This window comes from Catenulispora pinisilvae, assembly GCF_015356865.1.
Lineage (GTDB): Bacteria > Actinomycetota > Actinomycetes > Streptomycetales > Catenulisporaceae > Catenulispora > Catenulispora pinisilvae.
Genome location: NZ_JAAFZA010000044.1, coordinates 32,839 through 56,272, shown reverse-complemented (window position 1 = coordinate 56,272; position 23,434 = coordinate 32,839). Strand labels below are relative to the sequence as shown.

Below are 23,434 nucleotides of genomic sequence, written 5' to 3'. Positions count from 1 at the left end.
CGCAAACCCCAGCCCCAAAAGAACCCCGCAGCCTTACCTCAGCAGCAGCTCACGCCAACCCGCAGCGCCGGCCGGGAACGGATCCCGACCGGCGACAAGCGACCAGCAACCAGCAACCGCCCCGGCGCGAACTGCCAGGCAAAAGTTGCCTAATGCGGCACTAGACCGCCCCCACCCCCACCCCCGCAGCAGCCCGCTGCGCCACATGACAAGCAGCCTCATGCTTCGGCGCGAGCTCCTGCAACACCGGCGTCTTCTCGTGGCAGATGGCCTCGGCCACCGGACACCGGTCCCGGAACCGGCAGCCCGGCTTGGGGTTCACCACCTTCGGTGGCTCCGCCTTCGCCGTCTCCACATCCACCGACAGCGGCGCGCGGGGGTCCGGCACCGCCGACAGCAGCAGCTGTGTGTACGGGTGCTTCGGTTCCTGGAGCAGGGACTCGGTCGGCCCGGCCTCCACGATGTGGCCGCCGTACATCACCATCACGCGGTCGCTGACGTAGCGCGCGCTCGCGATGTCGTGCGTGATGTACAGGAACGACACGCCCTCGGCCTCGCGCAGGTCCGCCATCACGTTCAGCAGACCGATGCGGATCGAGACGTCCAGCATCGACACCGGCTCGTCGGCCAGGATCAGCTTGGGGCGGTAGGCCAGCGCCTGCGCGAAGCCGATGCGCTGGCGCTGTCCGCCGGAGAGCTCGTACGGGTAGCGCTGGAGGATCTCGGCCGCCGGGTTCAGGCCGACTGCCTCGACCACGCGTTCGGCCTCCTCCAGGCGCTGCGACGCCGAGAGGTCGGTGCGGTGCAGTTTGAGCCCGCGCACGATGCCGTGCGAGACGCGGTAGGCCGGGTTGAGCGAGGCGAACGGGTCCTGGAACACCATCGGCACGTCGCTCCGGTACGCCAGCTGTGCTTTGCGTCCGTGCATCGAGCTCAAGGGCTTGCCCTCGAACAGGATCTGGCCGGAGGTCGGCTTGTAGACCTGGGCCAGCAGTCGGGCGATGGTCGACTTGCCGCTGCCGGACTCGCCGACCAGGGCCACGATCTCGCGCCGGTTGATGGTCAGGTTCACCTCGTCGACGGCGTGCAGGTTGTTGCTCGAGAAGCCGCCGCCGATCCGGAAGTGCCGGGTCAGGTTCACGGTCTTGAGCAGTTCGGCGTCGGCGGGCTCGGCCGCTGGCTCCGCTGTCGGCACGCCCGGGTTCTCACTCACGACTCGACCTCCACGCTCACGGCTGCCGGCTCGTGCAGCAGACACCGGGCCTGCACGGAGTCGACGAAGTACAGCTCCGGCACGTCCACCGAGCACCGCTCCATGGCCACCGGGCACCGGGGATGGAACCGGCAGCCCGACGGGGGCTTGGCCAGGTTCGGCGGCGCGCCGGGGATGCCGGTGAGCCGCTTCACCTCGCCGCGGATCGAGGGGAACGCGTCCAGCAGGCCCTTGCTGTAGGGATGTGCGGACGCGTCGAAGACGGCGCGGGTGGCGCCGAGCTCGACCACCTGGCCGGCGTACATCACCATCAGCCGGTCGGAGAAGTGGCTGACCAGGGACATGTCGTGGGTCACGAAGATGACCGCGAACCCGAGCTGCTTCTGCAACTCCTTGATCTGCGCCATCAGCGAGCGCTGCGCGACCACGTCCAGCGCCGAGGTCGGCTCGTCCATCACGATCAGGTCCGGGGTGAACAGCAGCGCCATGGCGATCATCGCCCGCTGCCGCATCCCGCCGGAGAGCTGGTGCGGGTAGGACTTCAGGTGGACCGGGTCGATGCCGACCAGCTCCAGCACCTCGGCCGAGCGGGCCTTGATCTGCGACTCCGGCCACTTGGCGTGCGCCTTGATCGCGTCCTTGAACTGCCGCCCGATGCTGTGCACCGGGTTCAGGGCGTTCATCGCGCTCTGCATCACGACCGAGAAGTCGCGCCAGCGCAGGGCGTTGAGCGACTTGGCGGTCATCGCCACCAGGTTCTCGCCCTTGAACAGCACCTCGCCCCCGGAGACCGAGGCCGGCGGGTTCAGCAGCTGCGCGATGCCGAACAGCATCGTCGACTTGCCGCACCCGGACTCCCCGACCACGCCCAGGAACTCGCCCTTGGCCAGCGTCAGGTCCACCCCGGCCACGGCCTCCACCGGGCCGTTCTGGGTGGCGTACTCCACCCGCAGGTCCCGCACCTCTAGCAGGATTTCAGAGTTCATGGGCTCACTCATTTCCTCCCACCCCCGCCGGCGACCGCGGAGGCAGGTGCGGAAGCCGGACGCATACGCGCCGCGAGCTTCTTGCCGCGCTGCCTCCTGACCGGCCGCAGTGCCGGGTTGCTGATCTCGTCGAAGGCGTAGTTCATCAGGGCGAAGGCGACGCCGAGGACGGCGATGCCGATGGCCGGCAGGATGGCCCACCACGCGGTGCCGGACTCCAGCGCGGACTGCGAGTCGGCCCAGTAGAGCATGGTGCCCCAGCTGTCGGAGTTCGGGTCGCCCAGGCCCAGGAACTGAAGGCCGGCCGCGGCGAGCACGGAGTACAGGGCGGCGCCGAGGAAGTTGGCGATGATCAGCGAGATCATCGTCGGCAGCATCTCGAAGACGATGATGTAGGACCGGCGCTCGCCGCGGACCCGCGCCGATTCCAGGAAGTCGCGGTTGCGCAGGGACAACGCCTGGGCCCGCATCTGGTTGGCGCCGTAGGACCAGCCGGTGACCACCAGCACCGCGATCATGATGGTCAGGGTCGGCTTGCCGGCGTAGGCGGACAGCACGATCACCAGCGGGAAGGTCGGGATGACCAGCACCACGTTGGTGACGAAGGAGATGACGTCGTCCGGGATCCCGCCGAGATAGGCGGCCGAGACGCCGACCAGCACCGAGACGATGGTGGCCAGACCGCCGGCCACCACGGCGATGATCAGGGGCTCGCGGGAGCCGTAGACGAACAGCGCCCAGATGTCCTGGCCCAGCGAGGTGGTGCCGAACAAGTGCGCACCGGACGGGGTCAGCCGCGGCATGAACTTGCCCGGCGCGGTCGGGTCGGACACCGAGGTGAACAGCGATGGGAAGATCGCCATCACCAGGAGCACGAAGAACATGCCGAAGCCGACGTTGGCCTTGCGGTTACTCAGGAACGCGCGCCACACGCCGCTGCGGCCCCGGCGCCGGCCGGCCGCGGGCGGACCGACCGGCGCCTCCGGGGCGGTCGCGGAATCCGCTGATGTCAGGGTCGTCATAGGTTCCTCACCCCTTCGCCCGGGTCCGCGGGTCCAGCCAGACGGTGACCAGGTCGCAGACCAGCAGCGCACCGAGCACCGCCACCGTGAACAACATGAACAGGGTCTGCATCATCGGGTAGTCGATGCTGTTGACCGCGTTGTAGAGCTGGTAGCCCAGCCCCGGGTAGTTGAAGATCTTCTCCACCAGGATGGCGCCGGTGAGCACGAAGCCGATCGACATCGCGAAGCCGGACAGGTTGGGCAGGAAGGCGTTGCGCGCCGCGTAGTTCAGCATCACCTTGCGGTCGGACAGGCCCTTGGCCCGGCCCATCCGGATGTAGTCCTCGGCCAGCGTGGTGATCATGTTGTTCCGCATGGTCAGCACCCAGCCGCCGATCGAGGTGATCAGCAGGGTCAGCGCGGGCAGCGCCGCGTACCTGATGATGCTGCCGACGAAGCCGGGCGAGAAGCCGGGGACGATCGAGGTGTCGTAGTTGCCCGAGGACGGCAGCCAGGTGTTGTCGATCGTCATGAACAGGATCAGGAACAGCCCGACGACGAAGTACGGCAGCGCGCTGGTGACCACGAAGACCGAGGGCAGCACCGAGTCCACGACGCCGCCGCGGCGCCAGGCCGCGATCGTCCCGATCAGCGAACCGAGCAGGAACGCCAGCACCGTGGTGACGCCGACCAGGCCCAGCGTCCAGGGCAGCGCCTGGCCGATCAGCTTGGACACCGGCGTGCCCAGCGAGCTGCCCAGGGACACGCCCCAGTTGCCGGTGAGCATGTTGCCGAAGTAGTGGATGTACTGCTCGAGGATGTTCTCGTGCGGCTTGTAGCCGAAGGAGGTCAGGATCTGTTCCAGCTGGGCATCGGAGACCCGGCCCTTGGTCTGGGCGCGCAGGGTGTTGATCGGGCTGCCCGGCATGAAGTGCGGGAGGAAGAAGTTCAGCGTGAGGGCGGCCCAGAGGGTGAGAAGGAAGAACCCTACTCGGCGCAGAAGATATCTCAACCCTCTGTCCTTTCGTTTACTGGCGGCGACGGCGAGGTGGCGCGGCGGGCGGCGTCCGGGGGTACGGTTCCGGACGCCGCCGGCGATCCCGCGCTCAGGCGGGCGGTCTCGCGGTTACTGGGCCGGCTTGTAGTACAGGTGCAGCAGCACCTGCTCGTTGTCCGGGTAGTTGAACGCCGCCGGCTGCGCGTACGGGTTGTCCGCCGTCGGCCAGCCGCCGAAGTTCTTGGTGTTGTACTGGAACCAGTCCGCGGACTCGGTCACCGGGATGATCGGCAGGTCCTGGAGCATGTGCGCGCCGACCTGCTTGATCAGCGAGACCTGCTGGTCCTCGGTACCGGCGGTGGCGTACTGGTCGAGCAGGCTGTCCACCGCGGGGTTCTTGTAGCGCTCGAAGTTGCCCGCCGCCGCGCTCTGGCCCAACGGCGCGGTGTTGGCCGAGTGCAGCCAGGCGCGCAGTTCGGTGTAGGGGGACGGTCCGGCGGACGGCTCGGAACCGTAGGCCAGATCGAAGTCGCCCTTGTAGAGCTTGTCGAAGTAGGTCTGGTTGGTCAGCGAGCTCTCGGTGATGTTGATGCCCAGCGGCTTGAGGTCCTGCTTGATCACCGCGATCGAGGCGTCCCAGTCGGTGTAGCCCTGGATCGAGATCATGGTCAGGTTCAGCGGGTTGCTCGGGCTGTAGCCGGCGGTCGCCAGATCCGCCGCGGCCTTGGTCAGGTCCGGCTTGTCGTAGCCGGCCGCCGCGATCGCCGCCGCGTCGTTGTACTTGTCGAAGGTCGGGGTGATCACGCCGGTCTGGTTGGCCGGCGGCTCCTGGCCGTCCTCACCGATCGCCGAGACCTTGGCCTTGTCGATGGCGTAGGCGATGGCCTGGCGCACGCCGAGCTGGCTGGTGGCCTTGTGCGAGGGGTCCAGGTTCGGGATCACCGAGACGTTCAGCACCGGCGGGGACCAGGTGTGGTTGTCCTGGGACTTGTTCAGGTAGAAGGACTTGATGCCGGTGATGAACTGCGAGCCCCACTGCGCCTTGCCGCTGGCCAGGTCCTGGTTGGCCGGACCGTTGTCCAGGTAGGCCGGGTATTCCAGGCTGCTGACGTAGGGCTTGCCGGGCTGCCAGTAGTCGGCGTTGGCCTTGTACTCCATGTTGTTCGGCGTGCACTTGACCGTGTACGGGCCCGAACCCACCGGGTTGGGGTCCGTCCAGGTGTCCGGGTGCGCCGCGGCGTCGCCGGTGGACCAGACGTGCTTGGGAATGATGCCGACCAGCGTGGCGAAGGTGTAGAAGTACACCTGCGCGTTCTGCTTGAAGGTCATCGTGACCTGGCTGCCGGTGGCGGTGACCGAGGTCAGGCCGGCCGCGGACCACAGCGAGTAGTTGTCCAGCGCCGGGGTCTGCTTCATCAGGTTGTACGTGTAGGCCACGTCGTCCGCGGTCAGCGGCTGGCCGTCACTCCACTTCACCCCGTCGCGGATGGTGAAGGTGATCTGCGTCTTGTCGGCGTTCCACTGGTAGCCGGAGGCCAGCATCGGCGTCTCCTTGGCGTCCTGCAGGATGTTGACGTAGATCAGCGGCTCGTAGATGAAGCCGAGGGACTCCTGGTTGAAGCTGGAGTTGTACGGGTTGAACGAGCACGGCCAGGTCTGCCCCTGCTCGTTCGCGATGGTGAGCGACCCGCCCTGCTTATAGCTCGCGTTCCCGGTGGACGCCCCGCCGGCCGAACTCGCCGCGGTCGAACTGCCGCTGCTGGAGTCCGAGGTGTGCTTCGTGCTGGAACACGCGGAGGCCGCCAGGCCTATGGAGACGGCGATCGCGAGCAATGACGACTTGCTACGCCTCATGCTGGGCTTCCTTTCCGGTTGCGGGATGTGGCGCCCGAGTTGGTTGGATTCGTGGTGTGGTGCCTTGCTTCTTCAGATGGTGCTGTTGTGCCGGTGGTGCGAAGTCCCCGATCGTCACAGAGAACTGCCGGGGATGTCATCAGATTGCTTTTGAGGTCTCGGAGATCTCGACGGCGGACCGGGCCAGTGCCAGGGCGCCGGCCAGCGGGGCGTCGAACGGGAACGCGGCCTGTACGAGCTCCGGCGGGAACGGGACCGCGTTGTCCAGCGCGCGGCGCAACGGGCCGTAGAGCACCGGCCAGGAGCGGACCATGCCGCCGCCGACCGCGATCCGGGCCGGGTCCACGGCGATGGCCAGGTTCACCAGGTGGAAGGCCAACTCCTCGGTGAACTCGCGCAGGATCTGGGCGGCGCGCGGATCCTGGCCGGCCGCGGCGAACAGGTCCTTGGCGCCGGTGGCGCCCGGATCGATCTCCTTGGCCCGGGCCAGCAGGCCGATGCCGCTCACCTGGTCCTCCAGGATCGAGCGCTGCCCGGCGAGCACGCCGACGTCGCTCAACGCCCGCAGGTTGTAGCCGATCTCCCCGGCGGCGCCGTTGCGCCCGGCGATGACCTCGCCCTTGGTGACGATGGCGACCGCCAGCCCGGTCCCGAGGTTGAGGTACAGGCCCGGATCGGCGTCGCGGAGCGCGCCCTCGACGGCCTCGACCCGGGCGGCGGCCTTCACATCGGTCTCGACCCGGACCGCCGAGGACGGGAAGGCCTCCTGGATCTCCTTGGCCAGCGCCAGATCCGCCCAGCCGGGGATGTTGGGAGCGAGGTCGACCCCTGATTCCCGGGGGATCCCGATCGTGGAGACGCCGACCGCCAACGGCTCGCGGCCCGGCGCGACCCGGTCCAGCAGGGCCCGCGCGGCGCGCAGCCCCCGCCCGAGCGAGGCCTTGCCGCCCTCGGCGGCGTGGGTCGGGACGGTCGCGGCGCCGAGCCGGGGTCCGGCCTCGGGCTCGGCGACCGCCATCGCGGTCTTCGTGCCGCCGAAGTCGATACCCAGCACAACGCCGTCGGTGGGGTGGGTCAGGGGCGGAAGCAAGCGTCCTCCTCGACGGAGATGTCGTGCATTGCGGGTGGGACGTGGTGCGCTCTGCGGTGGGACGGTGCTGCGAGTTCGTCAGTAAAGTAAACTAAATATTGGGCGGACGGAAGGGGTCGGGAGGCGCGCGCGGGTAACCATTCGGCAACGCCCCGATGGGCACAAGATGCGCATCAGGTGATGTTTCGGGCGACCGAAACGGTTCGAGAAAGCGGACGCGGCCGCTCCGCGCCTCCCGGTTGAACGGGATCGCCTCGGCACGCGTCCCGAACTGATCAGCGGATCGCGCTCGCCGACCGGCACCCGTATGCCAGCCGACCGCGAGTTTCCGCGTGTCGTCAAACCGATTAGTCGGTATTGCGCTCGAATACTACGGTGCATCCAGATACTTCCTCTCAGCCCCCTGGCACCGGCCCCCGCCGACGCCCGCTCCGCCTCGCCGCCTTCGTGGCCGCCGCGTACCTGGTCCTGGAGCCGACCGCGGGCGCGGCGGCCGGGCCGGTCGGTGACGGCGGAGCGGCCCTGCGCCGCCCGGTCGCCGCGGCGGTGGCGCCGACGTCCGACCGGGACTGCGTGACGGCTCCCCCGCCCGCGCGCGCCGTCTCCCGGGCCGCGGCCCGTGGGACGCTTCCGGACACCGGCGGTGGGTCGCAGAGCACGTTCATCGCCGCGGCCGGGTTGCTGGTCGGCGGCCTGCTGCTGCGGGCGGCGGCCGGTCGGCTCCGGCGCCGGGACGCGCGATGAGCGCCCCCGGCCTGTGTTTCAGCAGCCTGTGTCTCGACGGCCCGTGTCTCGACGGCCTGCGGCTGCGGGCCGCTGCCAGTCAGCCCCCTCGCCCGGACGTCCGATGAACGGCCGCCCGATGAGCGCCCGCGGACTGCGCGTCCCCCGCCTGGCCACCGGCCTGGCGTTCGCCGGACAGCTGCTCTGCCTGGCCGCCGTCACCGTCTTCCTGCTGGGGCTGACCGCCGGCGGTCAGCAGCGCGCGGCCGCGGCGACGCGGTCGGCCTGGCTCGGCCTGACGGTCTCGGCTCCGCGGACGGTCAAGGTGGGCGACCCGCTCGCCCTGCACCTCACGGTGACGAACCAGACCGGCCGGCCGTGCGGCCTGGCGCCGTCGTCGCAGGGCACTGTCGGACTCGCGGTCCGGCGCGACGGCGTGCCGCTGTATCCCGGCTTCGCCGTCGTCGAGCCGATCGTGGACATCCGATCCGCGCTCGCCGCGGGCGCGCAGAGCGTGGCTCCGGGCGGTCGGATCTCGCTCAGCCTGTCGTCCACGTCTGAATCAGGCGCCTCCGCCCTGTCCGCACTCTCGCTGGCGCCGGACGGAACCACGGTCAAGGCCCGGTGGCTGCTGGACAAGCCGGGCAGCTACGCGATCGCGGTGACCTACGCGATGCCGGGCGGCCCGGGCGAGTGCCCCGGCAGCAGCGGGACGGCGACGGTCACCATCACAGTCGCCAAGCACTGCGCGAAGGGCTTCTTGACGCCGCTACTTCCGACTCTGCCATGGCTGTTCGGCGGCGGCGCCGTCCTCGCCCTTCCGGCCGCCCTGTCCCTCCTGGGACGCCTCGGCACCCGCCGACTCGTACTCTCTCGCCGCCTCGTGCTCGCCCGCGCGACGGCCGTCGCGGTGTGTACGGCCCTGATCGGCCTGAGCACGCCGGTGGTGGCCAGCGCTGACATCGTCATCGCGGACGGCGCCGACACGGACCTCAAAGCCGACTACAACCAGTGCCTCGCGACGTTCACGACCGACGACCCGCTGGACATCATCCCCGGCCTCCTCCACCTCATCCATGTCGAGATCCACCGGGAGTACGGCGACATCAGCTCGTCGCAACGGAACTTCTTCGACCCCACCCGCCTGGAGGTCTACTGGAATCCGCACGCCCCGCTGGCGTTCATCGGCGGCGTGCCCGAGGACATGTGCGCGACGCTGTATCACGAGCTCATCCACATCTCCGACATGTCCGCGGCCACGACGGACGACGCACCGTGCAGTGACAAGTACATCGTGATGAGGGAAGAGGTCAGAGCCTCCCGGGGAGAGAATCTGTACCGGGCGAACCGCCAACTGATGACGCGTCCGACCTACGGGTCGAAGCCGCTGCCGCCGGGAACCGATCCGGACTACGCCGCCGTCGCCAAGGATTGCGACGCGACGCAGCCGCCGCCACCGCCCCCGCCGGTCCGCAACACAGGCGGGTGCAACATCCCCGATCGGGAGCGTCCGCAAGCGCAACTCCGGGCGTCGCGCCGGGACCAGGAGTCACCGGAGCCTGATTTCAGCGGCGCGTCGTGCAGCACCGGCGACCCGCACTTCACGACGTTCGACGGGCGCCAATACGACTTCCAGACCGTCGGCGAGTTCGTGCTGGCCAAGGCGGACGGGATCGAGGTGCAGGCCCGGCAGGCACCGCTGTTCGACTCGCGGCTGGCCTCGGTCAACAGCGCCGTCGGGCTGCGGGTCGGGTCGGACCGGCTGAGCTTCGCGATGCAAGACCAGGACCAGGACGGCATCCGAATTCAGCTCAACGGTGTGGACATCGTGCCGTCCACGGACCCGCTGACACTGCCCGGCGGCGGCACCCTGGTGGTCGCCGACGACGGGCAGTTCGAGACCAGGTGGCCGGACGGCACCGAGGCCCGCATCGGCACCATGAGCAGTTGGGGGCTCAGCCTCGTAGTGGTCCCGTCCACCACGCTACGAGGCAAGACTCAAGGGCTTCTGGGGAACTACGACGGCGACCCGTCCAACGATCTGGTGACCGGCGCCGGTCAAGTGCTGGCCGATCCGCCCGACCCGAAGCTGCTGTTCGGGCCGTTCGCGGATTCCTGGCGGGTCACCGACACCACGTCGCTGCTTCCCTACCCGCCGGGGACGGACACCGCGACGTTCACGGACAAGACGTTCCCCGACAAGCCGGTCACCCTCGCCGACCTCGACCCGGCCCGGGTCGCCGAGGCGCGGGCACTGTGCCGGGCGCTCGGCGTCACCGACTCCCCCCAGTTGGAGGCCTGCGTCCTGGACGTCGCCCTGAGCGGCCAGCCCGCGTTCGCCACCGCGGCGGAGGACGTGAACCAGCACGTGACCGGCCAGCAACCGCCCCCGGGCGGCGTGGTCGAACCCGGCGGGACCTTGCGCGACGGCAGCCGGGCCGCCGGCTCGCTCGCCGAACCCGGCCAGACCGACGTCTACCACCTGGATCTGGGGCCGGCGACGGTGTTCCGGCTGGCCGACCTCACCAAGGGGGACGGGAACAGCGGCACGTTCACGCTGACCTTCAAGCTGGATCCGGATCAGAGCCTTGACGCGCCGGGCTTCACCTACACGAGCAACTACCAGTGGCGGGTGGACCGAGGCGGCACCTACACGCTGACGGTGACGCGGACCGACGGCGACACCGGCCCGTACGGCTTCATCCTGTTGACCGCCAAGGAAAAGCGGATCCCGATGACCGTCGGCCAGGCGGTGTCCGGGAACCTGGAAGCCCGCGGCCGCGTGGACATCCACACCTTCACCGCACCCGCGACGGGCAAGCTGCATCTGAACAACGGCACGGGCTGCGATCTGTCGGCGGGGCTCGTCGACGACTCGCCCGCGCCGAACGTCCTGGTGCCGTATGGCGTCTGCTCTGACATCGACATGGAGACTGTGGAAGCTGGGAAGAAGTACGACCTCATCATCTGGTCGGACGACCAGAACACGGGGCAGTACTCGTTCACGCCGGTGATCATTAGCTGAGCTCCGCCTCGGCTCTTCTCTGTCAGCTCCTCTGTGTCAGCTCCTCTGTGTCAGCTCCTCTGTGTCAGCTCCTCTGTGTCAGCTCCTCTGTGTCAGCTCCTCTCTGTCAGCTCCTCTCTGTCAGCTCCTCTCCGTCAGCTCCTCTCCGTCGGCTGCCCTCTGTCGGCACTGACACCTCGCGAGTCCGGGGTGTCAGTGCCGACTCCTACCGTGAACCACGTAGCCACCGGAGCCACCGGAGCCACCGGAGCCGCGGAACAAGGAGGGGCCGTGTACCGCCAAGGAGACGTGTTGATCGTGCCGGTCACGGAGAACGCCGTGCCGGCCGGGGTCCGGGCCGCCGGACCCAAGAAGCGCCGGCCGCGCGAGTCGATGGTGCTGGCGCTCGGCGAGAGCACCGGGCACGCGCACGCGTTGGTCGCCACCCACGACAACGGCGACTTCTACCCCGCGCCGAGCGAGAGCGAGCCGGCGTTCGTGTTCCTGCCGCTCGGCGGCAAGGTCGTGCACGAGGAGCACGGCGTGATCCCGCTGCCCGAGGGCTGGTTCAAGGTGGTGCGCCAGCGCGAGTACGAACCGCGGGCGCTGCGCTCGTTCCGGGTGGTGGCGGACTGATGCCGGCGCCCGCGACCGACGCGACCCCACAGCCCGAGCTGACCGCCGACGGCATCGTCGCGGTCGCCGCCGCCGGCCACGAGGCCTGGCGCGCCGTCGCCCTGTCGACCGAGGCCGTGGAGCGGGAAGCCGCCGAGCAGGCGGTGCTCCGGCTCTACGCCGAAGCGCTGCCCGACCCGACGCCGCCGGCGATCATCTGGTGCCGCTCCCCGCTGGAAGCCGCGCGACTGGTCGTCGCGGACGGCGACGAGTTCGGCGCCCCGGCCCGGGACCGCATCAGAGACCTGACGTGGTCGCAGGGCCGGACCCAACTGGCCGAACGGCTCGGCCCATACGAGTTCGGCCGGGTCTGGCAGGCGGCATGCGGCGACCTGGCCCCGCTGATGAGCACCCTGATCACCCGCATCGCCACCGCTGTCGAGCAGCAGACCGAAGACGCCGCCGAACGCACCGCGCTGCGCACCGCCCTGACGCACGCGGTCCACGGCCAGTTCGACGCCGCCTGGCTCCCGCTCTACGAGGCCGCCGGTCTGGCCTCGGGCCTGGGCCGGATGGCCCGCTCGGTGAGTTGGTGGTGGCCGTTCGAGAACACGGTCATCCTCACCGAGCGGCCGCTGGCCCTGCGCCTCGACGACCAGGACCGCCTGCACCACGGCGACGGCCCGGCCCTGGCCTACGCCGACGGCTTCGCCGCCTACTCCTGGCGCGGTAACCCGCTGACCCCGGAGTTCGGACAGCGCCTGGCCCAGACCTCGCCGGAGGCCATCCGCGCGGAGGAGAACACCGAACTCCGCCGGATGATGGTCGAGCACTACACGCCCGAACGCTTCCTGAAGGAGTCCGGCGCCAAGCCGCTCCAGGAGGACGAAGCCGGGAAGCTGTGGCGCATGGACATGGGCTCAGACGAACCGATCGTCGTGGTCGAGGTCGTGAACTCCTCGCCGGAGCCGGACGGCACGTTCAACATCTACTTCCTGCGCGTCCCGCCGGACACGAAGACCGCGAAGGCCGGTGTCGCCTGGACCTTCGGCCTCACCGAGGACGAGTACCAGCCACTGCGGCAGACCTGAGCACAGGTTCGCCGGCGGGGATCCGTGACAGGACCCCGCCGGCGAACGTCTCGTGGAGCCCGAGTTCCGGCATGTGCACGTAGCCGATGTGGCAGTCGCACTGTGTCAGAGGGCAGAGTCGTGGCCGCAGGGCATCGCGATACGAGCCGTCGTAGAGATTCCCGAGACGTTCGGTGGGATCGGTGCGCGAGACGACCTCACGCGCACCTCGGCGGCCCCGAAAGGTCACCCAGGATCATCAAGCTTCGCGACCGAACCCGGTCAGCACAGCGTTTCACCTTCGGCAAGGAACGAATACACCTGCATCTTCAGACCTGGCACGCCAAGCTCATCGGCGGTGATCGCATCGATGTTGACATGCCCATCGCCCGGCAGCGGGTCCTCAGCGTAGGTGACGCCGCCTGCGGTAAACAGCGGGCAAGTGTGCTGGATGAACCTCGCGGGCGTACTCGGGTGTTGTGTCTGCTGACGATCGCTGCCTCCTCGCTGACGATAAACGCCGTTCTGCTCGCCTATTTGGCGAAAGGTGGCGTCCGGTGACGGCTTTCAGGAGTGAGGTCGTGGCCACGGTTCCAAGATTTGGACCTGGCGACATGGTGCGAGTCCGTGACGAACCGTCGTTGAGCGCGGTCGTGCTGCCCATGCATCAGGCGTGTGAGGTAGGACGCGCCGGACCTGGGCAGCATGTGCTGTGTCCCGATCGCACTGGTCCGAAGACCTGGCGATGAGGAGAACGGTGTCATGCGGTGGGTCGAAATCCGTGACCTGAGGCGTGAGGAGCCTAATCGAGCCGCTGTGACCCGCGCTGGTGCTGAGCGGCGCGGCGGGCGGGAAGTCGGTGCGGCGGTGTGTGGCCTGGTCTAGAGAGGGTTGGCACCCGCCGTAATCGGGGTCTCGTCGCGGGTCGTGTCTGCCACGCGACCCGCCATGTGGGGCGGGGCGTCCGGTCCCCCTGGCGTCCCGCCCCGCGTTGTTGCAAGAGCAAACCGGACCACCCTGCGACCGTGGGAGGTGGGCGAGGTGGTCCGGCGGGTCAACAGACCCGGTGCCGATGGCACCGGAGCGTGGCGACATATTCGCGTTCTGATACCTCAGCGCGGCCTGTTGGTCCGAGTCGGGGAGTGTGTTTGGTCGTGGTCGTCGATTCCTGGTCGGTGCATCCGGATTTCTGGGAGTGCAGGCCAGAGGTGGATTACAAGCGTGCGTATGCGCGTGCGCGGTGGCTGGGGTCGGTTCTGGAAAGTCTGGCCGGACTCCCGGCCGCGCCTGAGGGTTTGCGGCTGGCCGTGGAGCTTTACGGTCCGGTCTGGACGGTGCTCGATGACGGGACCGCTATTGCGTGGATCGGCGCTGATCCTGACGACGCGGAGCTGTGGGCCGAGCTGGGGCCGGATGAGTATGTGCCGCTGGCCTGTGGCGGGCTTTGGGCGGTGGCTTGAGAGCCAATGATCGGTGGTGGGTGAGCCGACAGGGCGGGTTCGGCCGACGGGGCGTGCTCTTGGCCCCGCCGGCCGATTCCGCTGGTGAGTAGGGATTTAGGCAGGGACGGGCAGGGCGAGTTAGGAGTGAGGGGGCTTTGTTATGGAGGGGCTGACGGTTCAGGAGTGGCGGAAGTTCGGTCATGACTTCCTGTATGCCGGTGGAGTTCGCTCACTCGAATTCAGCGGCCCGCAACCGGATGGACAACTCCATCCGGCGGCGCAGCAGCTGATCGAGCAGCACCCCGCCGACCGTCATCGCCAGCACCACCGCCACGACCGGCACCGTCCAGCCCCAGCCGATCGAGCCGGTGGCCACCACCGAGTCGCCGGACGCGCCGCCCGGACCCTGGTCCAGCGGTCCCAGCAGCGGCGCCAGCCCCGCGCCCATCGCCAGCCCGGCGGCCACGGCCAGCACCGCGACCGGCAACGGCACCAGCGTGGCGACCAGCCGGCTGCGGCCGGACCGCAGGCCGAACACCTGGAGCAGCAAGGCGCTGTCCCGGCTCACGGTGCGGGTCGCGGTCAGCAGTTGCAGCAGACACAGCGCGAAGTAGCCGACGCAGAGTGCTTCGACCAGATGGAAGACGTCCCGGGCCGCCGACACCCCGCCCTGGCTGTAGGCCTGCGACCGCACGTCCGCGAGGGTCGTCACCGCGGTGCCGTCGGGCACGCCGGGCAACGCCCGCAACGCCGACGCGGAGATCGCGCCGGTGGTTCCGCTGAACCAGGCGACGTTCGGCCCGCCCGGATCGGCGGCCGGCACCTCGCCGTACGGCACCACGACGTAGTCCGTCCCGCCGAGGCCCACGACCGAATCGGCCAGCGGCACGTCCACATACGCCCCGATGACGGCCTTCAACGCGCCGCCCGAACTGGACACCGACACCTGTCCGGAATACAGGCCCTGCAAACCCGGCGAGGCCAGCACGGTCACGGTGCCGTCGGCGGCCTGCGGTGCGGGCCAGGTCGCCGGGACGGCCTGGCCGCGCGCCGAGCCGTCGGACAGCGCGGCCGCGGCAGCCTGCCGGAACGCCTGCGGATTCAAGGTGAGCACGGTGATCGGCCGCGGCTGGGGAATCCCTTGGGGCGTGATCGGCGCTATCCCGCCCAAGTCGGCGCGGCCGGTGAAGACCCCGTGCACGCCCGGCACCTTCGCGGCCGCGGCGGCGAACGTGTCAGGGAACGGAGTCGTCTGGACGCCGATCCGCGCGGTGGCGCCGACGTCGCGCACCGAGTCGTCGCGCACCTTCTGCATCACCGAGGCGTCGTAGCCGGCCGCGAACATCCCGGCCGCGACCACCACGACCAGCCCGGCCAGCGGCGCCGCGACCACCCGCACCCGGCGCCCGGACAGCGCCGCGGCCACGAAGCCGACCACGCTCCTGCGCCGAGCCAGCAGCCGCACCGCCGGCCCGAACAGCACCGGCACCAGCCGCACCGCGGCGACCCCGGCGGCGAAGGCCAGCAGCGCCGGGGCGGCCACCGCGATCCAGTCGATCGAGCCGTCGGTGTTCGCAGCCCCCTGACTCCGGTAGATCGCCAGTGCGCCGCCGGCCGCCAGCAACAGACCGACGTCCCGCACGATCCGCTTGACCCGCGCGGTCTCCCCGACCGCTTCGTGCCGGGCCGAGATGACCCGGTCGCCGCCGCGGTACACCCAGTAGCCGACCGCGCCGAACGTCAGCAGCGTCACCAGGATCACGCCGGACCAGGCGGCGGGCGTCCGCAGTGTGCCGCGACCGTCTGCCACCGCCCCGAACGCTCCGAGGACCGCGAAGACGAGCACGATCACAGAGATCTGAGTCGCGTGCCGCAGCGCCAGCCGGACCGGTGACGCGCCGCGGGCCCGGCACAGCGTGACGTCCTTCGCCCGCCGCAGCACGGTCAGGCGCAGCATGAGGAACAAGGCCGCCAAGGCCCCGGCCGCCAGCGCGCCGAGCACGACCGCCGACAGTTGGTGGCTGGCCGACTGGGTGCTCAGGACCTGCTGCGCCAGCGCCTTCAGCCCGCTGTTCATCGACACCGCGGCCTTGAAGTTGCCGGTGTCCAGCTGCGCCTGGTCCAGCGCGGGCCCGACGGCCGCCAGGGCACTGGAGGTCAGCCGGGCCGGGTCGATGATGTAGTCGTAGGTCGTGGTGTACGCGCCGACCCGGGCCTGCGCCGAAACCGTCGAGATGGCCTCGGGGCGGCCGACGAAGGCGTCCGCCTCCCACACCGTGATCTGTTTGTCGCAGTCGACGGTGCTCAAACAGACGGTCGTGAGTGCCGGATCCGGCTTGTCGGCGATATGCCACATCGGGTCGGCCGGACCGGTCCCGGCGGCCGGGACGAAGATCCCGGCGACCTGGACGCTCAGCGTGAACGGGACGCCGCCGGTGCTGGCCGGCGGGCTGGCGTCCATGTTCACCAGGGTGCCGACGCTCAGCCCGAGCTTGTCCGCGGTCTGCTGGGACACCGCGATCGGCAGCGTCATCCGCAGGGAGGACAGGAAACCGCTGAGCGGGTCGAAGGTCCTCTCGGCCGCTTCCTGGCCCGGAGCCGAACCCGCGACGTAGCGCACCTGCTGGCTCAGCTGCGGCGACCAGTCCAAGCGCAGCCACGCCGGATCCGCCATGTGGGCGGGCGGATCCAGGGCCGGCACCAGGTGGTCGTACTGCCGCGTGATCGAGGTCTGCGACACCAGCGAGCTGAGCCGGGACGGCAGCTGGGACAGGTTGGTCGAGCCGACCGAGGTGATGTCAGAGCTCGAGTTCGGGTACTGCGGCTGCATCGACACCGGAGGTGAGGACAGGACGAGATCCCGTTGCGTGTACGGCGCTTTGCCGACCAGCGAACTGACGGTCCAGGCGTCCGAGCGCTTCGTGTCGGCCGGGATCGCCACCGCGGTGGCGGCGGTCCCGGCGGCCAGCAGCGCCAGCGCGGCCAGCACCAGCCGGGCCGGGCCGAGTTCGGCGAACCAGCACGGCGCCCTCATCGGCCGTCCTCCCCCAGGCGCAGCGTGCCGCCGGTGTCGGCGGTGCGCCGGGTCAGCGACACCAGCGCGACCAGGCCGAGCAGCAGCACCGCGGCCACCGCGCCGACCCCGGCCAGCGCCGGCAGGTCCACCACGGTCACCGGTTTGGGGATCGGCACCTGTCCGGAGTCGGTGAGGATCAGCAAGGGGAGTTCCGATCGGATCGTGAGCACCGCCAGCGCCGCGCCGCCGACCATGCCGAGGACCACCAGCAGCAGGTTCTCGGCCAGCAGCATCACGGCGGTGCGGCGGCGGGACAGTCCCAGGGCGTTGAGCAGGGCCAGTTCGGTGGTGCGCTCGCGCAGCGCAATGACCGAGTGCAGCGCGAAGCCGATGAGGATGAACAGCAGCGCCGCGCCGGCCGCGATCACCAGCGTCAGCATCATGGCGCTGCGGACCGGGTCGTCGCGGATCAGCGCGGCCTGGCTGGACCGGTCGGTGACGATCGGCGCGGACACCAGCGCGCTGTTGTGCACGGCACGGTAGCGGGCAGCGAGTTGCGCGGGCGTGGTGCCCTCGGCGGCCTTGGCCCACCACTCGGTCTGCTCGTTGATCGCCCGGGACGCCAGGTCCGCGCGGTCCAGGAAGCCGATCGGCACCACCACCGCGGCGTCCTCAGCCGGGGCGCCGGCCGCCCGCTGGCCCAGCCGGTAGGGCGCGGGCATCGCCTTCACCGTGCCGACGAAGTGCACCCGCACCGGGGCGCCGAAGGCCGAGGTGGTGTAGGTGTCGCCGACCTTCAGGCCGAGGGTGGTCAGCAGCTGAGTGGAGGCCAAAACCGGGACGTCGGTCAGGGCCGCGCTGGAGCGGGCCAGGTCCAGGGTGTGGGTGACGATCGGCGCGGTGTCGGTGCCGAAGCCGGAGAATTCGGTGAAGTGCACCAGAGCCGAGCCGGAAGTCTGGTCGACCTGGTAGCCGGCCGGTGAGACATCGTTGTCTGAGGTGTTCGAGGCGCCGGCCTGGAGCGGCTCGCCGAAGGCGTGGGCTTGGACCCCGGCCGGCAGCGCGGCCGGCGCGCCGTCGGCGGTCAGGTCGCCGACGTCCACGGTCGCGGTCTCGGGATCACCCTTGCCCCCGGCCGCGATGCTGCAATTCGGGACCGGGTTGCCCGCGCTGTCATAGGACAGGCACAGCGGCGCGTGATAGGCGACCGACAGAGCCGTGATCCGCAGCGGGTACGCGATGGCCCCGCCCTCGGCGTCGACCTGTGCGCTGAGGGTGTGGGTCTGCCCGTCGGCGGCCTGGACGCCGCCGAAGTCGACCACCGCGCCGACCCCGTAGCGGTCCACCACCTCGGCCTGCACGTCGAGCGACCCCAGGCTGCCCGGAACGCTCGGGTCCAGGGCCTGGCCCTGGTAGCGGACGTCGAGGGTGAGCTTGGTCGGCTTGCCGGGCAGCGGTACGCCGCCGGACATGCCGTCGGCGTCCCAGCCCTGGGACGCCAGCTGCGCGGACAGCCGCGGCCAGCTCTTGCCGGCCAGATCAGAACGCAGATCCACGACGTTCGCGGACTTGGCCGGATCGATGCCCAGGACGTTGATCGGCAGCTGTTGCAGCCCGGAGCCGAAGAACAGGCTCTCGCGGGCCGCCGCGAAGCCGCCGCCGGCGCCCGGGACCGCGGCGAGCGATCCGGCGGCGCCGAGATGGCCGCCGGGGATCCCGGCGGCGCGGACGTCGGCGCCGACCAAATGCGTGCCCTGATCATCGGCGGAGCGGTTGGCCGAAGCGAGGAAGACAGTGGCCTGAGTCCCCACCGCGACCGCCATGATCAGCAGCGCCATCGGGGCGGCGTAGGTGCGGGCCGTCCGGCCGATGCGCCAGCCGGCCAGCGCCAGGACCGCGGCCCGGCGCCGGGCGGCCAGGTACTCCAGCGGGCCGACGATCAGCGGCAGCGCGCGCAGCAGCACCAGCGACCCGGCCAGCAGCAGCACCGAGGGCGCGACCACCTGCGGCATGCTGAGCGGCCCGTTGTGCGAGGGGTCGTTGCCGAACCGCGTCAGTTCCCAGAACGCGCCGGCGCCGAGCAGGACCACGATCACGTCGGCCCCGGTGCGCTGCACGGCGGTGCGCGCCTGCGAGCGGCTGCGTTCGCGCTTGACGCCGACGAAGCTGGCCGAGGACGTCACCGGCACCAGGGCCAGCAGCAGCAAGGTGGCCAGCGCGCCGATCGAGACGACGACCCACAGGTCGGAGCTGATCGGCGGGGCGCTGTCCCGGGCCGAGGACCAGTGGCTGGAGGACAGGCCGCGTTCCAGAAACCTCGCCGCGAACGGGGAGACGGCCGCGACCGGGAGCGTGAGCAGCAGGCCTTCGGCCAGGCCCACCCGCAACAGCCCGGCGACGGAGGCCCCGCGGGCCCGCAGCAGGCCGTCGGATTCGCGCCGGTGCTCGGACAGCAGGCGCGTGGTCAGGACCAGGGCGGTCAGCGCCAGCAGCCCGAGTTCGACCACCGGCAGCAGATTCAGCCGGCTGCTGATGCTCAGGTCGCTGTCGATGCCCTGGGTCTGCGGGGCGAGTTGGTCCAGAACGCTGGCGTGGATGTTGGAGTCGACGTTGGTCGCCGCGTTCGGGAGCCAGGCGTCGAGGGCGGCCAAGCGGTTCTGCAGGGTGGCCGCCGCGCTGGTCTGGATGGTGCGGAAGTTCGGGGCCGCGATCACCGTCTCCTGCCGGATGTCCAGCAGCGCTCCGGCGGTGACGCTCTGGTCGACCAGCAGCGGCCCGAAGGTGGGCAGGTCCTCTTGGCCTTTGCCCGCGCCTTTGTAGGCCTCGGCTTGCCAGAACGAGGTGGTCTTGTCGGTCGGGGCGTAGACGCCGACGATTTTGAAGCGCTGCTGGGCGCCGTCCAGGCGGGCCTCGGTGCTGACCTCGTCGCCGACCTTCCAGTGGTTCGCGGCGGCGGCTACTTCCGGGATCGCCGCTTCGAACTCGGTGCCGGAGGCGGTGCGGGTGCCGGGCTGGACGGTGGCCGGGGCCGCGGCGGGCCAGGTGCCGGAGATGAGGTGGGCGTATTGGGTGGCTTCGTTGGTGCCTAAGAAGTAGACGGAGTAGGTGGCCTGGGATCCGGATCCGGATCCGGATGTGGTTCCGGTTCCCGCTCCGGATGTGGTTCCGGTTGCCGCTCCGGATGTGGTTCCGGTTGCCGCTCCGGTTCCGGTGACGCCATACGGAACGGTCGCGGTCTCGTGGATGACCGAGGTGTCGACGCCGACGAAGGCCGCGCGGACCTGTTGCTCGGTGGCGGATAGGAACGCGACGCGGGTGGTCGGGTCGGCCGGGAAGCGTGAGCCGATGTTGTAGACCGCGGTCACGGTGCGGTCGCTGTCCGGGAGCGTGCTGAGCGCCTGCCGGACGCCGTCGCGTTCGGCGGTGGTGCCGTGCATGCGGATGAGCGTGACCAGGACCAGGGCCGGCAGCAGGACTGCCAGGGCGGCCAGCAGGAGCATGCGTTGGGCGATCGCGCGCTTGCGGACCAGGCCCGAAACACCGCCGCCGCTGGATAGGGGGACACGGCTCATACGGGTTAGAACGGGGAGCTGACGTAAGGGCGTTGCGGTCGTTACCAATCGGTGATGTTGGTGGCTGCCCGGTCGGCTGATCTGTGCGGAAATCGGTGGGCTGATCACTTTGCCCACCGCATACACTCCCCGCATGGGTGGTGAGTACTGGCAAGCCGAGCCGGACGGTCCAGCACGCGAGCGCACGGTACGGCTCGACGTCCCCGGCCGCGCCGAGTCCCTGCCGCTGGCCACCGCCGACGGCGTCTTCGGCACGCAACGCGTCGACCGGGGCACCGGCGTCCTGATCCGGCACGCGCCGGCCCCCGCGCCCGGCACCGGCGTCGTGGACGTGGGCTGCGGGTACGGGCCGATCGCCGTCGCGATGGGACTACGCCAGCCCGCCGCCGGGGTGTGGGCCGTGGACGTCAACCGCCGCGCCCTGGCACTGACCGCGCGCAACGCCGCGACGGCCGGCGCGCACAACATCGTGACCGCCGAGCCCGAGGGCATCCCCGCCGCCCTGCGCTTCGACCGCATCTACTCGCACCCGCCGATCAAGATCGGCCGGTCCTCGATGCACGAACTCCTCGACGGCTGGCTCCGGCGGCTGGCCCACGGCGGCGACGCCTTCCTGGTCGTCAAGCAGTCGATGGGCGCCGACTCCCTGCACTCCTGGCTCACCGACTCCGGCTACGAGGCCGCGCGCGCCGCCTCCAAGCAGGGCTACCGGCTCCTGCGGGTACACACGAACGCGGATTCCCCGCAGCCGGCCGGCCTCACGCCCGCCGACCTGCGCACCATCGCCCGGTCCACCGGCCGTACCTGGAACGTCCTGGGCCGACTCGCCGGCGGTCGTTCCGACAGCGTCCAGCTCCTCGGTTCCGGCGAGGACCGCGCGGTCGCGAAGATCAAGCTCGGGGCGTGGTGGGGCCCACAACTCGCCGAGCTGGAGGCCACGGCCGCCGAGCTGGCCGAGGCCGGATATCCGACCCCTGCGATCCTCGCCCACGGCCCGCTGGCCGGCGACGAGCGCCACTTCCTGCTGACCGCCTTCGAACCGGACGCCGAACCGGCGCCCGCCGACGCCACGTTCCTGGCGCAGGCGGCAGCGGCCGTGGGACGGCAGGCCGGCGTGCGGCCGCGCCCGGATCGTGACTGGTCGGCGATGGTCACGCTGTTCCTGAACGGCGGTATCACAGAGCACGAATTCCACCCGGACCTGGCCGGCCTCGCCGCCCGGGCGCTGGCCCTGGTGCCGCATCCGGTCCCGGCGCTGCCCAGCACCGAGTTCGTCCACGGCGACTTCACCACCGCGAACCTGCTCAGCCGGGACGGCGCACTGTCCGCCGTCATCGATCTGGAGGGCTTCGGACGCGGCACGCGCACCATCGATCTGGTGTCCCTGCTGGCCTCCGTGGTCGGCGACGCCCCCGCGCCGGCCGTGCAGGCCCTGGCCCGGGACGCCGTCGCGGCGTCTGACGAAGCGACGTTCCGCGCCTGCCTGGCGCACCGGGTTCTGGCGAGTCTGCTGTCCGCGACCGACTTCCCGGAACGCATCGCGGAAGTCTCCGAGCGGGCCCGGCTGCTCCTCGCGCTGGCGGACTGACCCCCGCTGTGGTTGTGGCAGTGAGCTTGTTCGCCAGCTGCGCCAGGATGTCCCGCTCCCGATCGGTGAGCGCCGGGCGGGGCGAGCGCAGCTGGGCCAGCATGCGGCTGGCCACCGGCGGCGACAACACGGTGCGGCCCGCGGCGGCGGCGCGGATAGCGGCGTAGAGCTCGTCCGGGGGTTCGGCTTTGAGCAGGTAGCCGGTGGCGCCGGCTTCGACAGCGCGGGTGATGTCGGCGTCGGTGTCGTAGGTGGTGAGGACCAGGATGCGCGGAGTGTCAGGGGTCGGATTCGGTGTGCGGATGCGGCGCAACGCCGACATGCTGCACCGCGCCCACCTGATGGCGCGCGCGCTGCGGGCCCGGGTCGACGAAGACCTCGAACTCGGCTTCCACACCGCCGCGACCGCCGGTGCCGAACTGCTCGGCCTGCCGGTCAGCGACCTGAGCGTCGGCTCGCCCGCGGACTTCTTCCTGGTCCGCGGCGAGTGCCTGGCGCAGGTGGTGGTGGACGTGCCGACGCGGGAGCTCGTGGTGCGCGGCGGCCGCGTGGTCGCCCGGGACGGGGAACTGGTCAGCGGCTGACGTCGTCCTGCGACGTGGCGGCCGGGGGCTCGGTGTCACCGGCCGCCAGGCCAGCGCTGTCCCCGGTCTCCTCCTCGGCGCTGTCCGCCCTGCGCCGCCGCACCCGCCACACGATCAGCCCGACGATCACGACCAACGCCACGAACCCCGCCAGGATCTTCCCCACCAAGTGCTCCACCCGGTCGTAAGCGGCCCCGGTGAAGTAGCCCAACAGAGTGAACCCGACGCCCCACACCAACCCGCCGAGGGCGTTGAAGAGCAGGAACTTCCGATACGGAATACGCGAGATGGCGGCCAGCAGCGGCATCAGGGCCCGGAAGAAGGACACGAACCGTCCCAGGAACACCGCCTCGGGCCCCCGCCGCCGAATCAGCTCCCGGGCCTTGTCCAGCTTCACCCGGTGCCGCCGCAACGGCCGGGTGTTCAGCAACCGCTCCCCGAAGTGCCGCCCCACCTCGAACCCGACGCTGTCCCCCGCGATCGCCGCGAACACCACCACGATCGCCAGGCCCCAGACCGACACGGTGCCCCGGTTCGCCAGCACCCCGCCGATCACCGCCGCGGTCTCGCCGGGCAGGACGAAGCCGACGAACAGCGCGTCCTCGGCGAAGACCAGCACGCCGACGACGACGTAGACGAGCGCCGGCGGGAGGTTGCTGAGCCAGTTGAGCATGAG

General features: G+C 70.4%; 15 protein-coding genes and 3 pseudogenes. 7 read left to right on the top strand and 11 right to left on the bottom strand.

All coding sequences use genetic code 11. The features are described 5' to 3' along the window. Positions 1–160: 160 nt before the first annotated feature. The 6 genes from IZR01_RS14985 to IZR01_RS14960 form a co-directional block, all read right to left on the bottom strand. Positions 161–1,213, bottom strand: a complete 1,053-nt coding sequence (locus IZR01_RS14985; protein ID WP_323747010.1) for an ABC transporter ATP-binding protein — start codon at positions 1,211–1,213, stop codon at positions 161–163. Continuing rightward, a complete protein-coding gene (locus tag IZR01_RS14980) occupies positions 1,210–2,199 on the bottom strand; it encodes an ABC transporter ATP-binding protein (protein WP_228559496.1) in 990 nt (329 codons plus the stop codon). Before IZR01_RS14980 ends, IZR01_RS14985 begins: the two co-directional genes overlap by 4 nt. Positions 2,200–2,207: 8 nt before the next feature. After that, positions 2,208–3,221, bottom strand: a complete 1,014-nt coding sequence (locus tag IZR01_RS14975; protein ID WP_194893492.1) for an ABC transporter permease — start codon at positions 3,219–3,221, stop codon at positions 2,208–2,210. Between the two features lie 7 nt (positions 3,222–3,228). Continuing rightward, complete coding sequence (locus IZR01_RS14970; protein ID WP_194893491.1) at positions 3,229–4,215, bottom strand: ABC transporter permease; 987 nt, start codon at positions 4,213–4,215, stop codon at positions 3,229–3,231. 114 nt (positions 4,216–4,329) lie between these two features. Beyond that, positions 4,330–6,054 carry an ABC transporter substrate-binding protein gene (locus IZR01_RS14965; protein ID WP_194924198.1) on the bottom strand — a complete coding sequence of 575 codons (1,725 nt, stop codon included), beginning with the start codon at positions 6,052–6,054 and terminating at the stop codon, positions 4,330–4,332. A gap of 139 nt (positions 6,055–6,193) precedes the next feature. Next, a complete protein-coding gene (locus IZR01_RS14960; RefSeq protein ID WP_228554368.1) occupies positions 6,194–7,144 on the bottom strand; it encodes an ROK family protein in 951 nt (316 codons plus the stop codon). A 375-nt stretch (positions 7,145–7,519) separates the two neighbouring features. Between IZR01_RS14960 and IZR01_RS14955 the strand changes: the two genes are divergently transcribed. From IZR01_RS14955 to IZR01_RS14940, 4 genes are all read left to right on the top strand, one after another. After that, the gene (locus tag IZR01_RS14955) at positions 7,520–7,888 is read left to right on the top strand and encodes an LPXTG cell wall anchor domain-containing protein (RefSeq protein WP_194924197.1); all 369 of its coding nucleotides are present in this window, start codon (positions 7,520–7,522) and stop codon (positions 7,886–7,888) included. Positions 7,889–8,006: 118 nt separating this feature from the next. Further along, positions 8,007–10,892: a VWD domain-containing protein gene (locus IZR01_RS14950; protein ID WP_194924196.1), complete on the top strand. Its 2,886-nt coding sequence runs from the start codon at positions 8,007–8,009 to the stop codon at positions 10,890–10,892. A 270-nt stretch (positions 10,893–11,162) separates the two neighbouring features. Further along, positions 11,163–11,507, top strand: a complete 345-nt coding sequence (locus IZR01_RS14945) for a DUF8820 family protein (protein ID WP_194893488.1) — start codon at positions 11,163–11,165, stop codon at positions 11,505–11,507. Then, entirely contained in the window at positions 11,507–12,577 is a 1,071-nt protein-coding gene (locus tag IZR01_RS14940; protein ID WP_228559492.1) for a DUF6745 domain-containing protein, read from the top strand. The genes IZR01_RS14945 and IZR01_RS14940 overlap by 1 nt, the downstream gene beginning before the upstream one ends. Here IZR01_RS14940 and IZR01_RS54220 read toward each other — a convergent pair. Then, positions 12,540–12,743, bottom strand: a pseudogene (locus IZR01_RS54220) (STM4011 family radical SAM protein); the annotation flags it as partial. The gene IZR01_RS14940 and the pseudogene IZR01_RS54220 overlap by 38 nt on opposite strands. 961 nt (positions 12,744–13,704) lie before the next feature. Here IZR01_RS54220 and IZR01_RS14935 point away from each other — a divergent pair. Next, a complete protein-coding gene (locus tag IZR01_RS14935) occupies positions 13,705–14,016 on the top strand; it encodes a hypothetical protein (protein ID WP_194924195.1) in 312 nt (103 codons plus the stop codon). A gap of 211 nt (positions 14,017–14,227) precedes the next feature. Here the strand turns inward: IZR01_RS14935 and IZR01_RS14930 are convergent, their stop codons facing one another. Then, on the bottom strand, positions 14,228–17,032 hold the full coding sequence (locus tag IZR01_RS14930) for a hypothetical protein (protein ID WP_194924194.1): 2,805 nt from the start codon (positions 17,030–17,032) through the stop codon (positions 14,228–14,230). Continuing rightward, positions 17,029–20,586, bottom strand: coding sequence for an ABC transporter permease (locus IZR01_RS14925; protein ID WP_194924193.1), 3,558 nt, complete (start codon positions 20,584–20,586; stop codon positions 17,029–17,031). Before IZR01_RS14925 ends, IZR01_RS14930 begins: the two co-directional genes overlap by 4 nt. Before the next feature lie 133 nt (positions 20,587–20,719). Between IZR01_RS14925 and IZR01_RS14920 the strand changes: the two genes are divergently transcribed. After that, a complete protein-coding gene (locus tag IZR01_RS14920) occupies positions 20,720–22,174 on the top strand; it encodes a methyltransferase (RefSeq protein WP_194893480.1) in 1,455 nt (484 codons plus the stop codon). A 22-nt stretch (positions 22,175–22,196) separates the two neighbouring features. Here the strand turns inward: IZR01_RS14920 and IZR01_RS54215 are convergent. Beyond that, positions 22,197–22,496 (bottom strand): annotated as a pseudogene (locus IZR01_RS54215) (response regulator); the annotation flags it as partial. Here IZR01_RS54215 and IZR01_RS14915 point away from each other — a divergent pair. Further along, positions 22,486–22,758: pseudogene (locus tag IZR01_RS14915) on the top strand (cytosine deaminase); the annotation flags it as partial. The pseudogenes IZR01_RS54215 and IZR01_RS14915 sit on opposite strands and share 11 nt — an antisense overlap. Here the strand turns inward: IZR01_RS14915 and IZR01_RS14910 are convergent. Further along, the gene (locus tag IZR01_RS14910; protein ID WP_194924203.1) at positions 22,748–23,431 is read right to left on the bottom strand and encodes a DedA family protein; all 684 of its coding nucleotides are present in this window, start codon (positions 23,429–23,431) and stop codon (positions 22,748–22,750) included. The pseudogene IZR01_RS14915 and the gene IZR01_RS14910 sit on opposite strands and share 11 nt — an antisense overlap. Positions 23,432–23,434: the final 3 nt, after the last annotated feature.